The 17,114-nt window shown below is 35.0% G+C and carries 19 protein-coding genes; 2 read left to right on the top strand and 17 right to left on the bottom strand.

The annotated features are described in order from the left end of the window. Positions 1-33 precede the first annotated feature (33 nt). The 12 genes from D1B17_RS00990 to D1B17_RS00935 form a co-directional block, all read right to left on the bottom strand. Complete coding sequence (locus D1B17_RS00990; RefSeq protein WP_120143705.1) at positions 34-573, bottom strand: dihydrofolate reductase family protein; 540 nt, start codon at positions 571-573, stop codon at positions 34-36. Between the two features lie 257 nt (positions 574-830). Continuing rightward, positions 831-2,060, bottom strand: coding sequence for a phosphopentomutase (locus D1B17_RS00985; RefSeq protein WP_120143707.1), 1,230 nt, complete (start codon positions 2,058-2,060; stop codon positions 831-833). 1 nt (position 2,061) lies between these two features. Further along, on the bottom strand, positions 2,062-3,228 hold the full coding sequence (locus D1B17_RS00980; RefSeq protein ID WP_120143710.1) for a YhfX family PLP-dependent enzyme: 1,167 nt from the start codon (positions 3,226-3,228) through the stop codon (positions 2,062-2,064). After that, a complete protein-coding gene (locus D1B17_RS00975) occupies positions 3,228-4,328 on the bottom strand; it encodes an aminotransferase class V-fold PLP-dependent enzyme (RefSeq protein ID WP_120144332.1) in 1,101 nt (366 codons plus the stop codon). Before D1B17_RS00975 ends, D1B17_RS00980 begins: the two co-directional genes overlap by 1 nt. After that, positions 4,321-5,205, bottom strand: a complete 885-nt coding sequence (locus D1B17_RS00970) for a phosphotriesterase family protein (protein WP_120143712.1) — start codon at positions 5,203-5,205, stop codon at positions 4,321-4,323. The genes D1B17_RS00975 and D1B17_RS00970 overlap by 8 nt, the downstream gene beginning before the upstream one ends. Positions 5,206-5,229: 24 nt before the next feature. Continuing rightward, a complete protein-coding gene (locus D1B17_RS00965) occupies positions 5,230-6,522 on the bottom strand; it encodes a YhfT family protein (RefSeq protein ID WP_120143715.1) in 1,293 nt (430 codons plus the stop codon). A 71-nt stretch (positions 6,523-6,593) separates the two neighbouring features. Further along, positions 6,594-6,959, bottom strand: a complete 366-nt coding sequence (locus tag D1B17_RS00960; protein WP_120143717.1) for a DUF2620 domain-containing protein — start codon at positions 6,957-6,959, stop codon at positions 6,594-6,596. Further along, positions 6,952-7,311: a PRD domain-containing protein gene (locus D1B17_RS00955; RefSeq protein WP_166806587.1), complete on the bottom strand. Its 360-nt coding sequence runs from the start codon at positions 7,309-7,311 to the stop codon at positions 6,952-6,954. The genes D1B17_RS00960 and D1B17_RS00955 overlap by 8 nt, the downstream gene beginning before the upstream one ends. Positions 7,312-7,324: 13 nt before the next feature. Continuing rightward, on the bottom strand, positions 7,325-8,239 hold the full coding sequence (gene yhfZ / locus D1B17_RS00950) for a GntR family transcriptional regulator YhfZ (protein ID WP_120143721.1): 915 nt from the start codon (positions 8,237-8,239) through the stop codon (positions 7,325-7,327). A 279-nt stretch (positions 8,240-8,518) separates the two neighbouring features. Beyond that, the gene (locus D1B17_RS00945; RefSeq protein WP_120143723.1) at positions 8,519-9,460 is read right to left on the bottom strand and encodes an NAD(P)H-binding protein; all 942 of its coding nucleotides are present in this window, start codon (positions 9,458-9,460) and stop codon (positions 8,519-8,521) included. A gap of 194 nt (positions 9,461-9,654) precedes the next feature. Further along, the gene (locus D1B17_RS00940) at positions 9,655-10,197 is read right to left on the bottom strand and encodes a phosphotransferase-like protein (protein ID WP_120143725.1); all 543 of its coding nucleotides are present in this window, start codon (positions 10,195-10,197) and stop codon (positions 9,655-9,657) included. Positions 10,198-10,246: 49 nt separating this feature from the next. Further along, positions 10,247-11,149: a serine hydrolase gene (locus tag D1B17_RS00935; protein ID WP_240704423.1), complete on the bottom strand. Its 903-nt coding sequence runs from the start codon at positions 11,147-11,149 to the stop codon at positions 10,247-10,249. 216 nt (positions 11,150-11,365) lie between these two features. Here D1B17_RS00935 and D1B17_RS00930 point away from each other — a divergent pair, with 216 nt between their 5' ends. Next, positions 11,366-11,650, top strand: a complete 285-nt coding sequence (locus D1B17_RS00930; RefSeq protein ID WP_120143730.1) for an iron-sulfur cluster repair di-iron protein, ric — start codon at positions 11,366-11,368, stop codon at positions 11,648-11,650. 203 nt (positions 11,651-11,853) lie between these two features. On the opposite strand, the gene D1B17_RS00925 is transcribed toward D1B17_RS00930, so the two are convergent. The 3 genes from D1B17_RS00925 to D1B17_RS00915 all read right to left on the bottom strand — a co-directional run bounded on the left by D1B17_RS00925 (position 11,854) and on the right by D1B17_RS00915 (position 14,770). After that, entirely contained in the window at positions 11,854-12,708 is an 855-nt protein-coding gene (locus tag D1B17_RS00925) for an SDR family oxidoreductase (protein ID WP_120143732.1), read from the bottom strand. Between the two features lie 92 nt (positions 12,709-12,800). After that, positions 12,801-13,685, bottom strand: coding sequence for a proline iminopeptidase (gene pepI / locus D1B17_RS00920; protein WP_120143734.1), 885 nt, complete (start codon positions 13,683-13,685; stop codon positions 12,801-12,803). Between the two features lie 260 nt (positions 13,686-13,945). After that, a complete protein-coding gene (locus D1B17_RS00915) occupies positions 13,946-14,770 on the bottom strand; it encodes an SDR family NAD(P)-dependent oxidoreductase (RefSeq protein ID WP_120143736.1) in 825 nt (274 codons plus the stop codon). A gap of 207 nt (positions 14,771-14,977) precedes the next feature. Between D1B17_RS00915 and D1B17_RS00910 the strand changes: the two genes are divergently transcribed. Next, the gene (locus D1B17_RS00910; RefSeq protein ID WP_120143738.1) at positions 14,978-15,277 is read left to right on the top strand and encodes a hypothetical protein; all 300 of its coding nucleotides are present in this window, start codon (positions 14,978-14,980) and stop codon (positions 15,275-15,277) included. Positions 15,278-15,327: 50 nt separating this feature from the next. Here D1B17_RS00910 and D1B17_RS00905 read toward each other — a convergent pair whose 3' ends face one another. Both D1B17_RS00905 and D1B17_RS00900 read right to left on the bottom strand, forming a co-directional pair. Then, on the bottom strand, positions 15,328-16,494 hold the full coding sequence (locus D1B17_RS00905; RefSeq protein WP_120143741.1) for a CAP domain-containing protein: 1,167 nt from the start codon (positions 16,492-16,494) through the stop codon (positions 15,328-15,330). A gap of 36 nt (positions 16,495-16,530) precedes the next feature. Next, positions 16,531-17,100, bottom strand: coding sequence for an SLAP domain-containing protein (locus D1B17_RS00900; protein ID WP_120143743.1), 570 nt, complete (start codon positions 17,098-17,100; stop codon positions 16,531-16,533). Between the last annotated feature and the right edge of the window lie 14 nt (positions 17,101-17,114).

Here is a 17,114-nt window from a genome sequence, read left to right as displayed (position 1 = left end):
AAAAATCCCAATTTTAAGGATTTTTCTTCTTTTTTATTTACTATAAGTTAAATATGCAATCCCATTAATTTTCTTAGCTGATTCTAAATTCAATTCTTTAAATTTAGTTTTATCAGAGAATAACGGAATACCCTTCCCCAAAACGATTGGTACGATTCCAATTTGATAAGTATCAATTAAATCAGCGTTAACTAGTGGTGCAATAATGCTACTTCCACCAATAATCCAAATATCTTTTTTCGAAGGTTGCCCTTTTAACATTTCCACTAAATCGATCGCGTTGTCTCGAATGAAATGAATATTATCAAGACTTTCAGTCGGATGAGTTGTTAAAATATAATTTTCATAATCATCATATGGATAATTATTTGGAGATAACTTATTAGCCACCTGTTCATACGTTTTACGCCCCATAACCACCGTATCAACGTGTTTAACAAGCTTTTCATACTCATGATCTGTCGTTTCACCAGAAGTAAAGTCGCTATCAATCAAATAATCAATATTGCCATCTTCTTCAGCAATGTAACCGTCTAAGGTTTCGGCGATAAACAAAATAACTTTACGTGTCATAATTTGAACCTCCGATAGATTCTTTTGAATAATTATATAATCAATTCAATTAAATGCATACAATTAAGCGATTATTTAATTTTACTTTTTGTCATTTCTCAAATTGTCATTCGCTTTGTTTATCAAAATAAATCTATCTATTAGAACAGATTATTGTTATACTAAAGATGATACAGCTTTTATGGACAACAATTCTCAGTTGTTCTGTATCGAAGAAAGAGCTAGGTGTGGTCACCTAGCTCTTTTTTTGCGCTTTTTTAATCACCAATATCTGTACCGTCGATAATTCTATGCAAAAAACTCTTCCCATTTTCTGGAGCATCTACATTAAAATAATCAGCACCTGTAGCACCAACATCCGAAAGTGTTGATCTGTCACCGACATACTTATTATGCTTTCCTTCCTTATAAATCAATAATGGTGTACGCTCACGGGTATGAAGTGTAAATCCAATTGTTGGGTCATCTCCATGATCGGCCATAACTATCAAAATATCATCGCCTGTAAATAATGGTATGACTTCTTTTAATTTCTTATCGGCTTTCTCTAAAACATCAGCATAACTGACTGGATCTTCTGCATGCCCGGCTAAATCAGTTTCTTGAATATTCATAAATAATAATCCATTTTTCATATCTTTAGATTGCTCAATAAATTTATCAAATAGATAATTTGTATCCACACCAGGAAACTTTCTCTCCGTATCAACATTGATAATATCTGCAGTTTTTCCTACCAATGCAACATCAATATTAGAACGACGCAGTATTTGAGGCAACTGAACCTTGGGATTAATTCCATAACCTAAATGAATAACATGATAGTCTACGTTATAAACACCCGACTCCGGTGCTGAAACCCCTACATACTTTTCATGTTCAACTTTACGAGCTTTCAATATTTCTTTTAAAGTTACCTCACGTCCACCAAAAGCAATAACACGCGACACTTTAACAACACTTCTAACCGACTCACCCAATCTTGTAATCTCATCAAAAGGCATCTCATCCAATGCCGCAGTGACGTTATAAACTTGGCCTGGATCTGCTTCAAGATTATCACCAATGGTTGCACAATCATTTACAAGTAACAACTGATGTCCTGGATCACCATATTTCTTAACACTGAATCCATCTTTTTTTACTTGCTCTTCAACAGTATCAATAACTTCATTGAACGGCTGTAACAGTGGCATTTTAGGCTTTGTTCCCATTATTTCTTGATGTGCTAAGTAAGAGTCAGCACCATGATGCATCAGATTCGAAGTTCCCCAATTAGCAGTGGGAGAGAATTTAAATTCTCCTCTTTCCTCACCAATTGCATTCATTAATCCTAGTTTAATTAAATTTGGTATTTTTATTTGTGGAACCGCTTTAATTATATTTAAAGCAGTATTTGCTCCAATATCATCAGGGCGCACTTTAGGTACATCATCCATTGCCCCAACGCCAAAACTATCTAACACAATAACTCCAAACTTTCCCATACTATTTAACTCCTTTCGCTAATTTTCGACCTTGGCTATCATACAATCCAATTAATCTTGGATTACCTGTATGTAACCCCCTAACAAGAGCAACTGTACTTCTGGTAACAAACATTTGTGTTCTAGTCGACATTATTACTGGTAACCCTGACTTGAACTTTTTATTCAGCTCTAAATAGTAATCGATACTTGAATTATCGAGCGGTAATACTTCAGCTGAATCAATTTTTGTACCATCTTTAATGATGGCATTCTTCAGATGACCTCTACGATAATAACCTCCACCATATATGAAACTATGCTTTCCATAACTATGGGATATTTCACTCACGTAACAATATGCGGGTTTTTCCGGCAAATCTTTAATAGCGTGCATTGGTGTTGTTCCAGTGAGTGAATGCCCTGGTTCTCCTTCCGTACCGCCTAATTCTTTAATTAATTTAATTGATTTTGTAGCAGTAGCTGAAGGCAAACTAACCACTGAACAATCAATTTTATGATTACTGAATAATTTTTCAGCTTTTTTAACGGTGTCCATGTTTGAAGTCGAATGATAATCACACGTTTTTTCATCAAATAAAATAGCTGGAAAAGTTGTTAATCCAACAATCTTAATATTAGATAACTTTTTTAAACTATCTAATTGATCAGTTAATTCGTTCAAAGTAAATCCGCCAACTTGTCCGGGATATATATCATCCTTTGTATCCTGAATTTTTAAAATAACTTTCTGAATTTTCCCTACCGATTTAGCAGCTTCATTCAAATCAATAGCATTTTCAAGGGAGTACATTGTAAAATATTTTGTTCCGTATGAAATAATCTTCTCCAATAGTGATTTGGGTGTTTGAACTAAATGACCAACATTTCCCAATTTCAAATTATTTTCCATGAAAATTTCTGCTTCACGAAAATCCACTACAACAGCATTTTCTATTCCTGCAGACTGAATTTCTCTAGCCACAATTGGATTTCTTCCTAATTGTTTAGTCATATAAAGCAGTTCTATATTATATTTTTTAGCCTCAGCAACCATTTTGACAGTATTTTCATGTAACATATCCAAATCAATAATATAAGTATCGGGTAATATTTGACCTGTTTCATGGAGTTTGAAGGCAAAATCGATCAATTCCGGATTCTGCTTTTTGAGCTGTTTTAAAAACATTATTCTTTCACCGCCTTGCCAATACTATCCTTAAGGATACGTATAATCGTTTTTGCACCACATCTATAAGGGTTAATACGAATTGTTGTTTTAAGTAAATCTGAATCATACTCTTTAAATGTTCCTGATACTCGATAAAACATTGGAACTATTTCATATTTTGATTCTGCACCAACCGGATTAGGGGCGGCACCTAAAGAATTAGTATATTTCAAAATTTCTTGAGCAATAGGTCTCTTAAATTCAACTAATAAAACTTTAGATTGAGCATTTGCAACATATGCAGACTCAATTTCAGGTATTTCATTACTATTCAGTCTTTCAACCAGTTCATTCACCACCCTAGCCTGATTTGCCAATGCTACTGGTGCATAGGTCAACCCACGTAACACGTCCAATGCCTCATGGCCTTGTACTTGCGAACCACCTGAATAATTCTCCTGACGTAATAGGTCTATTTCCTTCTTATCTCCGACAATACATCCAATTCCTTCAGGACCAAGTAATTTAAAGGTTGAGAAACAACTTAGCGTTGCTCCTAGTTCAACCCCAATTTTGTGAACCTTCATAACGGCATAATTATCATCCGTAATAATTGGAACCTTTGGATATTTATTCTTCAAATATGAAATGACATCTTCCATAGAGTAAGAGTCCTCTGGTTGCTGTCTTGTATATTGAATTAATATCCCAGAAATATTGGCTGGAATACTCTGACTTTGAATATTGTTATAATCAATTGCCACTGTCTTAATACCCATACTATCAATAGATACTTTGGTAGTCGGATAGATCGGTGCTTGGTGAACCAATAATGTGTCTCCTGGCTTCAATACTGAATGGAGTGCCATTCTAATTGCTGCTGTACCTGAACCTCTGACTAACATTGCTGCTTCAGTTCCAAAAAAGTCAGCCAAAACTTCTTCTACTTTTTTTGTATATCTTGGTTGATTCAGTCCTGGAACAACTCCTAAGTCACCTTGACTTAACAATTCATTTCCTTCAAAATGACGTGTCATTGTATCTACTAATTCAAACTGCTTATCTAAAGCCTCATCTGTAGAAATACTTTCCAATGGATATGTTTTAAACTTAGGCATTAAAATCACCGTAGATTCTTTGTGGATTTTCATCTAACATCTTATGAATAAATTTTTCTGAAATACCAGCTTCTTGAAGCTGTGGAACAAAGTTATCAAGCAAATATGAATATCCATTACCGCCATTATCTTTAAGATGAGATTTTCTAGTAATATCCATCGACATAACAACTTGATCAGTAAAACCCGCATTTTCAATATCTTTCAACATCTGTACTCTGATTGAATCTGCTAAATAATTATTTTTTCCGATAGTATCGAATTCTACATTTATTCCTGTTTTGAGCATATCGATTACATAGTCAGAACTAGCTGACAAATCCACATGTCCAATAACAATCTTGCTCAAATCAGCATGGTTTCGTACAAAATAGCTAACTTGTTCATGTCCTAAAGTTCCAATTGATGTATGAGTACTGATTGGACATCCAGTTTCCTTTTGAGCTATAACGGCAGCATCAAAAACTTTTCCTTCTCCTTCTGTCCACTTACCTTTAGTCGTTGCTATCTCACCAATAACACCAGCTTTAATATCAGTTCCCTTAATTCCTACCTGAATGTCCTTAATCATTCCTTCTGCTAATTGATTAACAGATAGTCTAAAGACTTCAACTGGTAGAAACGCATCCTGATAAAATCCTGTTGATTGGACAATATTTATACCAGATTCTTTGGCAACTTTTTGTGCATAAGGAATATCTCGCCCCATACCACGGTTTGTCATATCAATAACATTCCTAACACCTTTAGCATACAGATCTTTAAACTCACTAATAACGAGTTCTTGTGAATCAAGATGACAGTCCTCATTATGCTTAACTTCTGATAGATCAATTGGAATATGTTCATGCGAATAAACCATACCAGGTACTAACATGTGAAAAATCCTCTTTCCTTTAATTTAAAAAATCATAATCATTCTTAAAATATTTAATAACACGCCAAATGCAATAGTAGCAATTGGTCCGACAGCCATATCTACTAATGGTTTTTTTGCTTTCTTATTTAATAGCCAAAAACCAATAACCCAAAAGAATCCTATATTTGCAGCCATCTTATTACATGCAATAGCAGCACCAATCAATAATGCAATTGCAATTGTATCTTGTAATGAAGTTCTAATATGTTCACCCATATCTCTTAGGCCAGGAAATTTATCTAGTCCCTTGGCAGTAGCTGATAATAATTGAACTTCAATCCACATCCAAACAAACCCGGCAATGAATGCAACAATTGGTTGACCTTTTAACAAAAGACCCAAAGCAAAAATAATTGTTGTTCCGGCCATACCATAAACACCTGTTACGATAGCCGTAGAGAACACCAAAGGAATAAATCCAATAGCACGCGCAAATGTAGCAATAGCCGCTTCCATAACTTGATTCTTAACAAGTAATTGTTGAGGAAGAACATCAACAGCAATAATCAACATACTTGATGCAGCCGTAATTAAGCCACCCATGATTGATAACCAAATCCAATTACCTTTAATTCGTCCAACACGTTTTGAAAACACATTGACCAAACTAGCATTGGAGTTGCCGTCGCCCTTTATTTGAGCTGCAAAGTAAATCATACATACCATTGCGACCAACAAAGCCATACCAATAGCATTTAATGTGATAGTGTATCCATTTACTTTGAACGTACCGAATTTTGTAGCTAATAAGTAAGCCAAAAATGTTAAACCAAATGTAATGAACCCCTTTTTAGGATTGTGTTGACTAGCAACGGCGAGTGCTGGAAACGCACAGAATGCTAGTAAAATAGGACCACTCATTAATGAAAGAGCTGGCAAGAAATTGAATGGTAACATCTTAAATAGTGCAACGATAGATGAAAGTCCGAAAAGTAATCCGGCACCATATATCGCACCAACAACACCTGCTAAAGCTGTACCCCATTTATTATCTGGAGTCCATGTACCAATAACATCAGCTGCTAGTAAAATACTATGTGCAACTAAAATTGTGGATCCAATTGATACTGGAATACCAAAGCCAATGATCAATCCAAAACTAACTGCAAAACTGGTAGCAGCCAATTCTTTTCTAGTAATCTTTCCTTCAATGTATTCCGGCATAATTGGTCTCAAGCCATCATTAAATACAGCAATACCACGATTGGCTAGAATAGAGCCAACACCACCAACAGCGGCAATTAATATGTAATTAATCAACGTAGTAACGTTCATTTTTATACCATCCTTTATTTGTTTTCAATATACTGTATATTGTATATTGAAAGATAGAAAAACAGAGTTTATTATTTCACTAAATATTTAACTAAGATAGGTAGCACAGTATCTTTTGTATTAATGGTAAATCCAAACGCCACTTTACCTTTATTATTTATTTCGTCAGCGATTTGTTCTTCTGACAACACTTTAGATGGTGAGGCTACGGTTACTGTCTTATCTGATCCTAACAATGCGGTTGCCATTGCCAATGCCCCACCAGCCCCAGTTTCACAGGCTCCAATATAATAATCAGCTTCTCCATTTTGAATGGCCATGGCTGCATCCAAATCATTCTTAATTGTTACTTCAACATCATTATCACCAATTAATTTTTTTAAATCTGCATTAATTTCATCCTTACCCATCTGACCACCAATCACAATTTTAATCATTTTGATTCCTCCTTAATATATTCAATACGTGTAATAAAATATACTGTGTTTCATCGTATGTAAATGTTACTGGTGCCTTTGATTTTAAATCATCCCAGACAGATTCAGCAACTTTATACTCTGGTTTATCAGAAATTTGCTGCCATAAATCATCCGGCATTTTATCTACTCGCTTATTTTCAAACATTCGATTAATTGCTACTGATAAATGTATCAGTAGCATCTCATTATCATTGCTATAATAATTAGTTTCAAAATAAGCATCAACATCCATTAAAAACTCAAAAGAATCTTGATCTAACTTTCCCAAGCGGTTTAAGACTTTTAATTTTTCCTCGGTAGTTTCTTTCATCTCTATCACCTCCTTAATATTCAGGTAAAATCTTTCCAGAAATAACTTTTTTCTGAACATCTACAATTCTATTAATATCTACGTACTTCTGTACTATTTCTTTAATAAATGTATTTCCCCTCTTACAAAGTAACGCAGCACTTGATGATTTTTTAATCGACTCACTACCAATTGAACCATATGAAACGGGATAATTTTTTTCTACAACTTCATCTCGATTCCAGATGGCTGCATCGATACTACCATTCTCAATTCTTTGAACAATTTGATTATATGGAGTTTCAATCATCTTAACATTGTGATTTTTTACAATCTCCTGTGTAAGAAGCCTATAGTCAATTGAATTTGAATCAACACCGATACTCATTCCATCATATATAAAATCATTTTTGTCTTTCTTATGTACTATGACGTGTTCTGAAACATAGGTTTTTTGTGGGAATAATGTTATAAGATCAACATCACTATTTTTTATCAAGTAGTCTGCAGTCAGACCCGAAGTAACGATAAAATCATAACGATTACTATTCAATCCATTTAAACGATTAACAGAACCATTCACATATGCCAAGTTCAAATTCAATTTCTTATCTTCAAAAGATTTATAAAAGCCAGTACTCAATCCTTCATAGTATTTTGTATAAGGAAGTGGCATTGCACAAACAATATTTCGATCATCAAGATAATTTAGTAACTTATCTTGATCCTGATCTACAAGATAAGTTCCCATGTGTCCTTTTGATATGGTCGTAATTGCTTGATCATCTTTTAAGGTTTCCAAAGCACTTTGCATTGTTCCTCTTGAAGTATTCGTTTCACTACACAACTCATCAACTGTTGGAATTTTATCGCCAACTCCCAGCGTGAAAAATTTCTTTGCTAAATATATCAAAGCAATACCTTTTTTTTGATATTGTATTTCTCTCATTGTTACATCTCTTTCCCAATATACAGTTTTTAATATATTGCTTTCAACGACATTAGTGTAAGCCCTTGCATAATTTATGTCAATATAAAATTTATGCTATTAATCTGTATATTCAAATATTCAGTGTCATATATATTAGAACATAGAAAAAAGGAATCGTACAAATGGTTTATACGATTCCTCTTAAAAATACTTTTATAACGTGCCATGCTGGCTGATCTTTGGACTATACACTTAAAGCACACTTCATGTCGTATCCCATAACTATTGTGATTCTATTTATTTTTCAGTAGTATGACGTTCACCTAACATAAATTCATCTTTATGCTCAAACATATATTTAACAGTTGTTGGCTCTTTACCAGTTAACTTATAAAAATCACTCACTGGTACATCCAGATAACCTTCGCGAACCGAAGTTCCAAATGTAACCATTCCTTCCGAAGTTGCTTGAATTGGACTCTTCGAAAAATCACCATCAGTATTTCTAGGAACTCCAATACTATCAAAATAATCATATAACTCTTGGTCTGTCTTCTTAACATAACCAATTTGATTACCAGTAACTTCATTACCAACCTTCAGGAAATCAGCGTACGTAAATGACTCTAATCCATTAATATTTAAAATTTCCTTATGTAACTGATCATCGCTCAAAGCACAGGCGGCACTATAGGCTGCATCTTGTCGGGAAATGAACCAGACGCGACCGTCGCCCATATTTTTCTCAATCGAATTTTCATAATTATTAACAGCTCGAAAATAATCTGAAATAAATGCTTCCGCAAAAAGTGAATTACGTAAAAAGATATAATCTAAATCAGTATTTTGAATAATTGCTTCTGTATATCCGTGGTCCGCATTTTCAATACTAGGGTTGAAAGGATTTCCCGCCGACAATACTGACGTATAGATAACTTGCCTAACACCGGCCTTAACACACGCCTCCACAAAATTTTTATGTGCCTGACGACGTTTTGCACCGACAAAAGGCATTGAAATTAATAGAACTTTATCCACATGTGCATAAACTTTTGCTAGTTCAGATGGTGAATTAAAGTCAGCCACCTTTGTTTCTATACCAAGAGCTGCATATTGTTCCAATGCATCAGCTTTTGGTGCAGTAAAAATTAGTTTACTCTTCGGAATCATTTCTTGAATATACTCGGCCACTAATTTCCCAAAATTTCCATCAACACCATTAACAACAATTTTTTGCATCAAGAACACCCCTCATATTCGTTAAACTTATGTCATTTTCAAAAAAGTATGCGGTTACATTTTATGTAGGATATCACACTAAAGTCAATACAAAAAAGAGATGAACTCTGAACCAAAATTCAGAATTCATCTCTTTTTTATAATTAGCGTTTCATTCAAACCAAAAGTTACAATCCAGCTCAATATTTATTCTTTTACATCAAAATATTATTCTTTGTCAAAATGCATTGCCTTATTTTAGTAACAGTTTGCTCCACATTTAAAGACGTTGTATCGATCACATTATTTTCAAACTGATCTAAATTATTAAACTGCTTCCACATTGTTTCCACCAGCGAAACATTAGTTGCTTCATCCAATTTTTTACGGCCTAAAGCTCGTCTCATCGTCTCTGCTTTAGTGGCACGTAAAATAACGTAATGAACTTCATAGTTTCTTGTCAATTCCATCCATGGCTGTAAAAACCAAGGACCAACAATCCCATCAACTATCACTTCATAACCATTATCGGCAAAAACTTTCGTTGCTTCTAAAAATGATTTAATCACAACCTTATTTTGTTGATTGGCTTCTGGTAAGTTCGGTGCAATAACACCCTTTCTTATGTAGTGATAGAAATCATCCGTCAACATGTGAACTGATTTTGGATAATCAGAAGTATTTGCTAATAAATCTGCTGCGGTGCTCTTTCCAGTTGCTGGAGAACCTGTTAAAATTACGATTCTACCCTGTTTCATTACTATCAATCCTCACTAAATATTGTGTTTCACTAAAGCATTTAGTCCATTAATAATTAACTATCTTAGTTCCTGCATCAGATCCATAAACAATCTTTTGAACATTCTTAGTGATTTCTGCAATGCGTTTGAAACCACTAAAGCCACTCTGCTTATGACCATTTGTCAAAATAACTAAGATATATCTTTCACCATTAGGCAACGTAACAATTCCGGCATCATTGTTAGTATCATCAAGAAAACCAACTTTATCTTGAACCGTTGTTCCAGCATCAGCTGCAGTAGCACCAGTAGGGATACCAGTCCGATAAATTTGTTTGCCCATCCAATTCAAAATTTTGGCACGATCACCCTTATTCTCAAAAGCACCTTTGCCCTCAGCTAAATCCTCAAGCAACAATTGCAAACTATAACTCGTAGTCAATGTCCCTTGTCCAGCTTGAAAGACTCCGGTATACCAATTTTGATTAGCATTAAAAGCATTCAATTCATCAGCACCATAGTTATTGATTTGTTCCTCAGCATAATCATTTTCACTGTTAACGATCATCTTCTCAAAACCAGTTTCGTTATCAGTCGTCCAACTAAAATTACCATTTTGCTTTTGACTCATCAAATAAGCGGCTAAATACAATTTATAAGTACTGGCAGCAGTTTTGGCAGTATGAGCATTAGATTCAACTTCTAAACTACCCTTTTGATAAACCTTGGCGTACTTATTATCGGCCGCATCACTACCATCAACCGCACCTAAATTATAGAAACTAACACTGGCTGTGCCATCTTTGGTTACGCTATTTAAATAACTCGTCAAATTATGCTTGATAATCCTTTGTTTACTTTTAATAACCTGATCAGTTTTGGCATTATCGTTGCCACCCGAAGCGTAAGAATTATTGAAGTAATAGCCCAAACCAGCTACTAAAACTACAACCAGTAATAAAATACGCAAATACTTTTTAATTTTTCTTCTTCTACTTCTTATGCGATCACCTCATTCCAACGTTTCCATATAATTAATAATTCTCTTTAAGTAGTTTTATTATACGAGCAAAAAATGAAATTGATTAATAAATTTTGATTACATCTTTTTTACTTGATTTGAATCAATTCCTTTAATCAAAAATCTATCTATACTCTAGTTATTCAATGAAAAGAGGTTTTCCAAATGACTGCTGTTAAAGACTATTTAGACGAACGCCACGATAAATTAGATTTCTATACCAAAGCAATTACCAACGCTCACGGACAAAATCATCCCGAAGTATTTGATGTTCGACAACAATATATCAAACTTTGCTTAGATGCTCGTGACAGTAAAAACCTGGATGAAAATTTTGAAAAGTTGCGTCAGACAACTCATGATTATGCAATTCCAAATGACGTTTGCCCTGTTTTTGAAGCAACTTATCATATGTTGGAAAAAGCAGACACTATTAATACTGGTGTTTAAAAAAGATATTTTTGAGTAATATATAGTTCATTTTAAAAATCAAGATAAAATAATACCCGCAATCAAACATAGGATTGCGGGTATTATTCGTTTCAAATGAAGAAAATTTGACTGATACCCAAAATTACGAAGAAAGAATTATTTATAACCGCAAAAAAAGTGTCTTTGAGAAATGAATTCTTCAAGGACACTTTTTTTAATTCCTAATTTCTAACTTCATCAACATCGCCATACCAATATTGAGCCGTAATACCACCGTCAACTAAGAAATCACTACCAGTAATAAACGCACTACGACGATCCATCAATAATTCCGCTACATTAGCAACTTCATCCGGCGTTCCCGGGCGCTTCGTTACCATTGAATCAAACATCTTTTTATAGCCAGCTCCTCGAGGACCGTTCAATTCATCTAAAGCTAACGGTGTCATGATAATACCAGGACTAATTGCATTGACTCTAGCTCCACGTAGTTGCCATTTTACTGATTCAGCGGCTACACGTAAGACATTGGTTCTTTTTGCATATTGATAAGCAGCTAAGGAATCCGTAATAACATCAGACTGTAAAATTGGTAAATCCAACAATTCTTCAGTTGGAGTCATTGCTAAAGCTTTATTTTCTTCAACTGACAAAGCTGGCAAACGGTGCCCAGATTGTGATGAAATAACGATTCCTGCACCACCTGGAGCCATAACTTTACCAAATTCTTCTAGTAAAACCGAAGTTCCATACAAATCAACTTTCAAAACTTGTTCGGCACTAGCTTGAGATGGTGACACACCGGCAGCGTTCACCAATCCTATAATTTTACCTAGACTTTGCGCCTTTTTTACAACTGTTTGAATCGATGTCCGTGACGATAAGTCAGCTTCAATAGTCTCTACTGCAAAACCAGCCTCAGTTAAATGTTTTTTCATTGAAGCTAATTTTTCAGAACTATAATCGGCCAATAATAATTTTCGACCTGCTGAAACACGACGTACAATGGCCTCACCAATAGCTCCAGCGCCAAACAATACTACTACTTCATTATTCAATATATATATATCCTCCATAGGTTATGTGATTTAACTTTCGAGGTATATATTACAAAAAATTAAGTTATGGACCAATTTCAATTATGCAAAGAATTCATAAGTTTTGCTTATCAATCATTTCTTGCTAACCATTGTGCTAAATGTTTCATATATACTGATGTTTCATCAATAAAGGCCATATGACGGCTGTGAGCAAACAACTTCCACTCACTATTAGGTAACTGGTCAAACATTGTTTTAGCCACTAGTGGCGTGCATAAATCATCTGTACCACTGGTAACTAGGGTTGGAGTAACAATATTTTTTAATTTATTCGTATAATTATAACTTCGCAAAGTTCCAGTTGGACAGTACTCATTGGGACCCCAAGCAGTTACATAAGACGCTTCTCCACTTACTTTTTCTCGACGCAAGAATTCTGGAGAATCTTTAGTAATAGGTCCAGAAGCATGTTGCAACATAAAGTGTTCATTAGCCTTCAAATACATTGGAGTTGTAAAATCATTAGTTTTCTCGGCTGTAGCAATAGCACTTTGGTCTTCTACAGACATGAATTTAATCATCCGGTGCTGTTCTTGTTCCCATAACTTGGCTGAGGACAAGGTACTAGCTAAAATTAAGCTTTTTACACCCTTTGGAGCATGGTCACACATATAAATAATGGCTAACATTCCACCCCAAGATTGACCTAACAAATGGACTTCATTTAAGCCTAGATATTTACGTAATTGGATTAATTCATCCACCCATGTATCAGCTTGCCAAAGACTCTTGTCGTCAGGAACACTGGATTTTCCGCATCCCAGTTGATCATACATAACAAGCGGACGACCCGTTTTTTCAGCTAATTGATCAAAAACTTCAAAGTAATTGTGAATTGAACCGGGGCCACCATGCAATAGCAGTAATGGTGTTTGATTGGAGTTTAAATCCCCAACGATTCGATAATATGTTTTATATTCATGAAATGGCATGTAGCCGGTTTTGATTTCCATTTTGGTACCTCGATTGAAAAATTTCATCACTAATATAATTACAACACATCAATCAATGGAAAAGAATACCCTAACTGGTAACACAGCCAATAAAAAAGTGGGAGCGTGACATAACTATTTTTTTCTTAAACATGTAGCATAAAACATAGCATTTTCCGCTTAAAACAAAAGAGACTAGCAACCCAAAATCGGATTACTAGTCTCTTTTGCCTTAATGCTCGAAAGCTGACCATGTTTTGTCACACTCTCTCAATAATCAATTATTTATCAATACTAATTGAAAGATCATGATACTTATCGACATCTTTCAAAATATTAGTTAATTCCCTTTTACTACCTTCAGTCGCAAAAGTCCCCAAAGGCAAGTGTGCTGGTACCTCTTGATTCTCCGTAACCATCTTATAAATCGTTTCAGCAATCAATTCTGGATTTCCAGGAGCTTGAGTGACTCCATTAGAAGCGCCATTGACCATGTCAGAAAACTTACTATAATCGGCAATTTCAACTGGCGCAGTCTTGCCGGCATTCCACTTAGTTCTAGCTCCACTAGGTTCAACATTCATAACTTGGATACCCAAAGGTGCAGCTTCTTGGCGTAAAGCATTTGAATATCCTTCCACCGCAAACTTAGTGGCACTGTACCAGCCTAGAGTTGGTATCGAAGTAAGTCCTAAGGCAGATGAAATGTTGATAATTACACCTTGTTTTTGAGCACGCATAATTGGCAATACTGACTTAGTCACATTACCCAATCCGAAAACATTTACTTCAAACATCTGACGAACATCTTTTTCATTACTCTCTTCAATTGTTCCAAAGTATCCTAAACCGGCGTTATTAACTAAAACATCAATGCCACCAAATTTATTCTTAGCCGCTTCAACTCCGGCTTTAACCGCATCTTCATTTGTAACGTCCATAATCACCTTGGCTATACGTGATGAATCAAATGCATCTAAGTATGCCAAATCTGCTGTCTTACGAGCTGTCGCCACCAAATTGGTATCTGCTTGCTTGGCAACAATTTGAGCCAACTCTTTACCGAAACCACTTGAAGTACCTGTTATCATCCATGTTTTTGTCATTAATATTTCCTCTGTTTTTTAAAATTAAATTTTTATTATTTAAGAATACGAATTGTAATTTAACACTTAGAGGGTACTCTAGGTCAAACATTTAAACTTTTCGCACTTTTTGTTTCCTTAAATAATAAAATTATTTGTAAAACCATAAGACGCCACAGGCGTCTTTTTTAGTTCCATGTACCAAGTAAAAAAATGGAGGTATATCTAATGACATTAGATATCAGATTTACAAAAATCATCGAAGAAACGACGGAAGACTTGGAAATGCAAGCTGGTTTCATTTTAACTGGAGCTCAATTAAGAGAACTCAAGCTGAAACAGCATGTGGTTTTGAAAGAATCAGAGATTAAACCATATTTGAAAAACATCAAAGAATTTTTGGCTAATACACAACCAAGTGAACGTGTTTGGGACTGTTTTAACGTTTTATCGAATAATGCTTATATTATAGCCATTCATATTGAATCACCATATTTTTACTTAGATACTGCTGATTTGAATGGTTAACAAAAAAACCTCAACCTGAATTGGTTGGGGTTTATTTTTCAAAATATTAACTACCTAGCAAAATCTTCTGCAGTATAAATATTTCCATTTGACGATTCATAAATTCCAACACCTATTTTAGTTGCCTTAGGATTTATTATTGCGGAATAGTGATTCCATGTTGTTGAAATACCTTCTCCACGATAATTATCTAACACAAGATCTGCATAACCTCTAGCCGATTGATCTGTTAGTTGCATCCAAGGAGAACCAAATATGTTTTCGCCTTGACTATACATATTAGGAATTTCCTTATGTAAATAGTTAACAAATATAGAATTTCCAGCAGCATCATAATGTGTAAAGTTTGTTGAAATTTCTTCTGCACGTCTGGCGGCAATTGAATCTAATCCTGAGTCTTCTACAACAGGAGCTAATCCCCTTGACTGACGTTCTTCATTGATAGTTTCAATGACGGCCTCGCGAACATCATCTACCTTAGGATATCTCTTATGAATTTGTTCATACGTCAATCCATCGGTACCAACTTCTACATCAGCATTTAAATTAGGATCAATATCTGGGTCATTTGAAACATTGTTATTAATGTCTGTTGAAGTATTCGTAGAAGTATCAGATGAGGTATCATCTGTACCCCAACCATTACCCATATTCATTGAACCAACAACAGAGAAACTTGTATTAGTTCCAAAGTCAGCGATATAAGTTGGATTAGTCATAGGATGATCATACATTAAATTAGAAGCGTCCGCATATTCATGTGTCGAAACTTGGACGAATTGTTGACCATTCTTATTTACAATATACTTTCCAATAGCCCATTCTGAATTAGGTGCCAACGAACGATTGGCCATTTTATTAGTATCATCACGATATAGTGGTAATAGTGTTAAAGCTTTACCAGCGATATGCGTTGATGCTTGTTGTGCTTGACCAGATAACGATGAATCTTGAGCCCGAAGATATTCATTCGTGGCAACTTGATACATTGTTTCACCATTAATCGTGGTAGTCTTTCCCACGGCCCAAGCACTGTTTGGTGACAAAGCACGATTAGTAATTAGATTGCCATTTGAAGCGTATAGACGAGCTACAACACCTGAGTGAACTGTCGCAACTGTGGCAGCATCAGCATTATTCGCGTTAAACGCTAGAACACCAGTGGTAGCCATTGCTAAAGCAGCGAGAACTGAAACTGATTTTGATTTAATTTTCATAGTATTTTACCCTTTTAGTCCTAACTGTTTAAAAAATTATTTCATTCCTAGATATGGTTGGAAACCTTGGTAAGTTTCAAGATTATTGGCAGGCATGTTTAAAGTTGAATCTGTGGCCTTAATGAAATCACCTGTTGAAACTTCGTAATAAGTATCCTTACCATTTGTAACAACACGTCCGACTCTCCATGCTGAATGAGCTGGTAATGTTGTGTAGTGTGCTGGGTCACCTTTTGTAGCCGTGAAGTACATTGGAGCATCACTATTACCAACAGTTGCTACTAGACTTGTTGTAGCTGGTTGTTGTGGTTGACCGGTAAGAGTTGAATCTGATGCTTTCAAATATTCATTTGTGGCAACTTGATACATTGTTTCACCGGCAATGTTAGTGATTGTACCAACGCGCCATTTTGTATTAGGAGCTAAAGCACGGTTTGTAACCCAAGCACCGTTTGAATTGTAAAGTTGTGCTGTAACGCCAGCTTTAACTGTTGCGACTGTGGCGGCATTTACTTGTGTACTATTGCTTGATAATGTTGTGATTGCTCCTGTTGTTGCCATTAATAGTGCTGCTACTATAGTTACTGATTTTGATGTAAATTTCATAATTATTTTCCCCT

Origin of the sequence: Companilactobacillus zhachilii, from assembly GCF_003606365.2 — a bacterium.
Classification (GTDB): Bacteria; Bacillota; Bacilli; order Lactobacillales; family Lactobacillaceae; genus Companilactobacillus; species Companilactobacillus zhachilii.
This window is presented reverse-complemented; position numbering and strand designations above follow the sequence as displayed.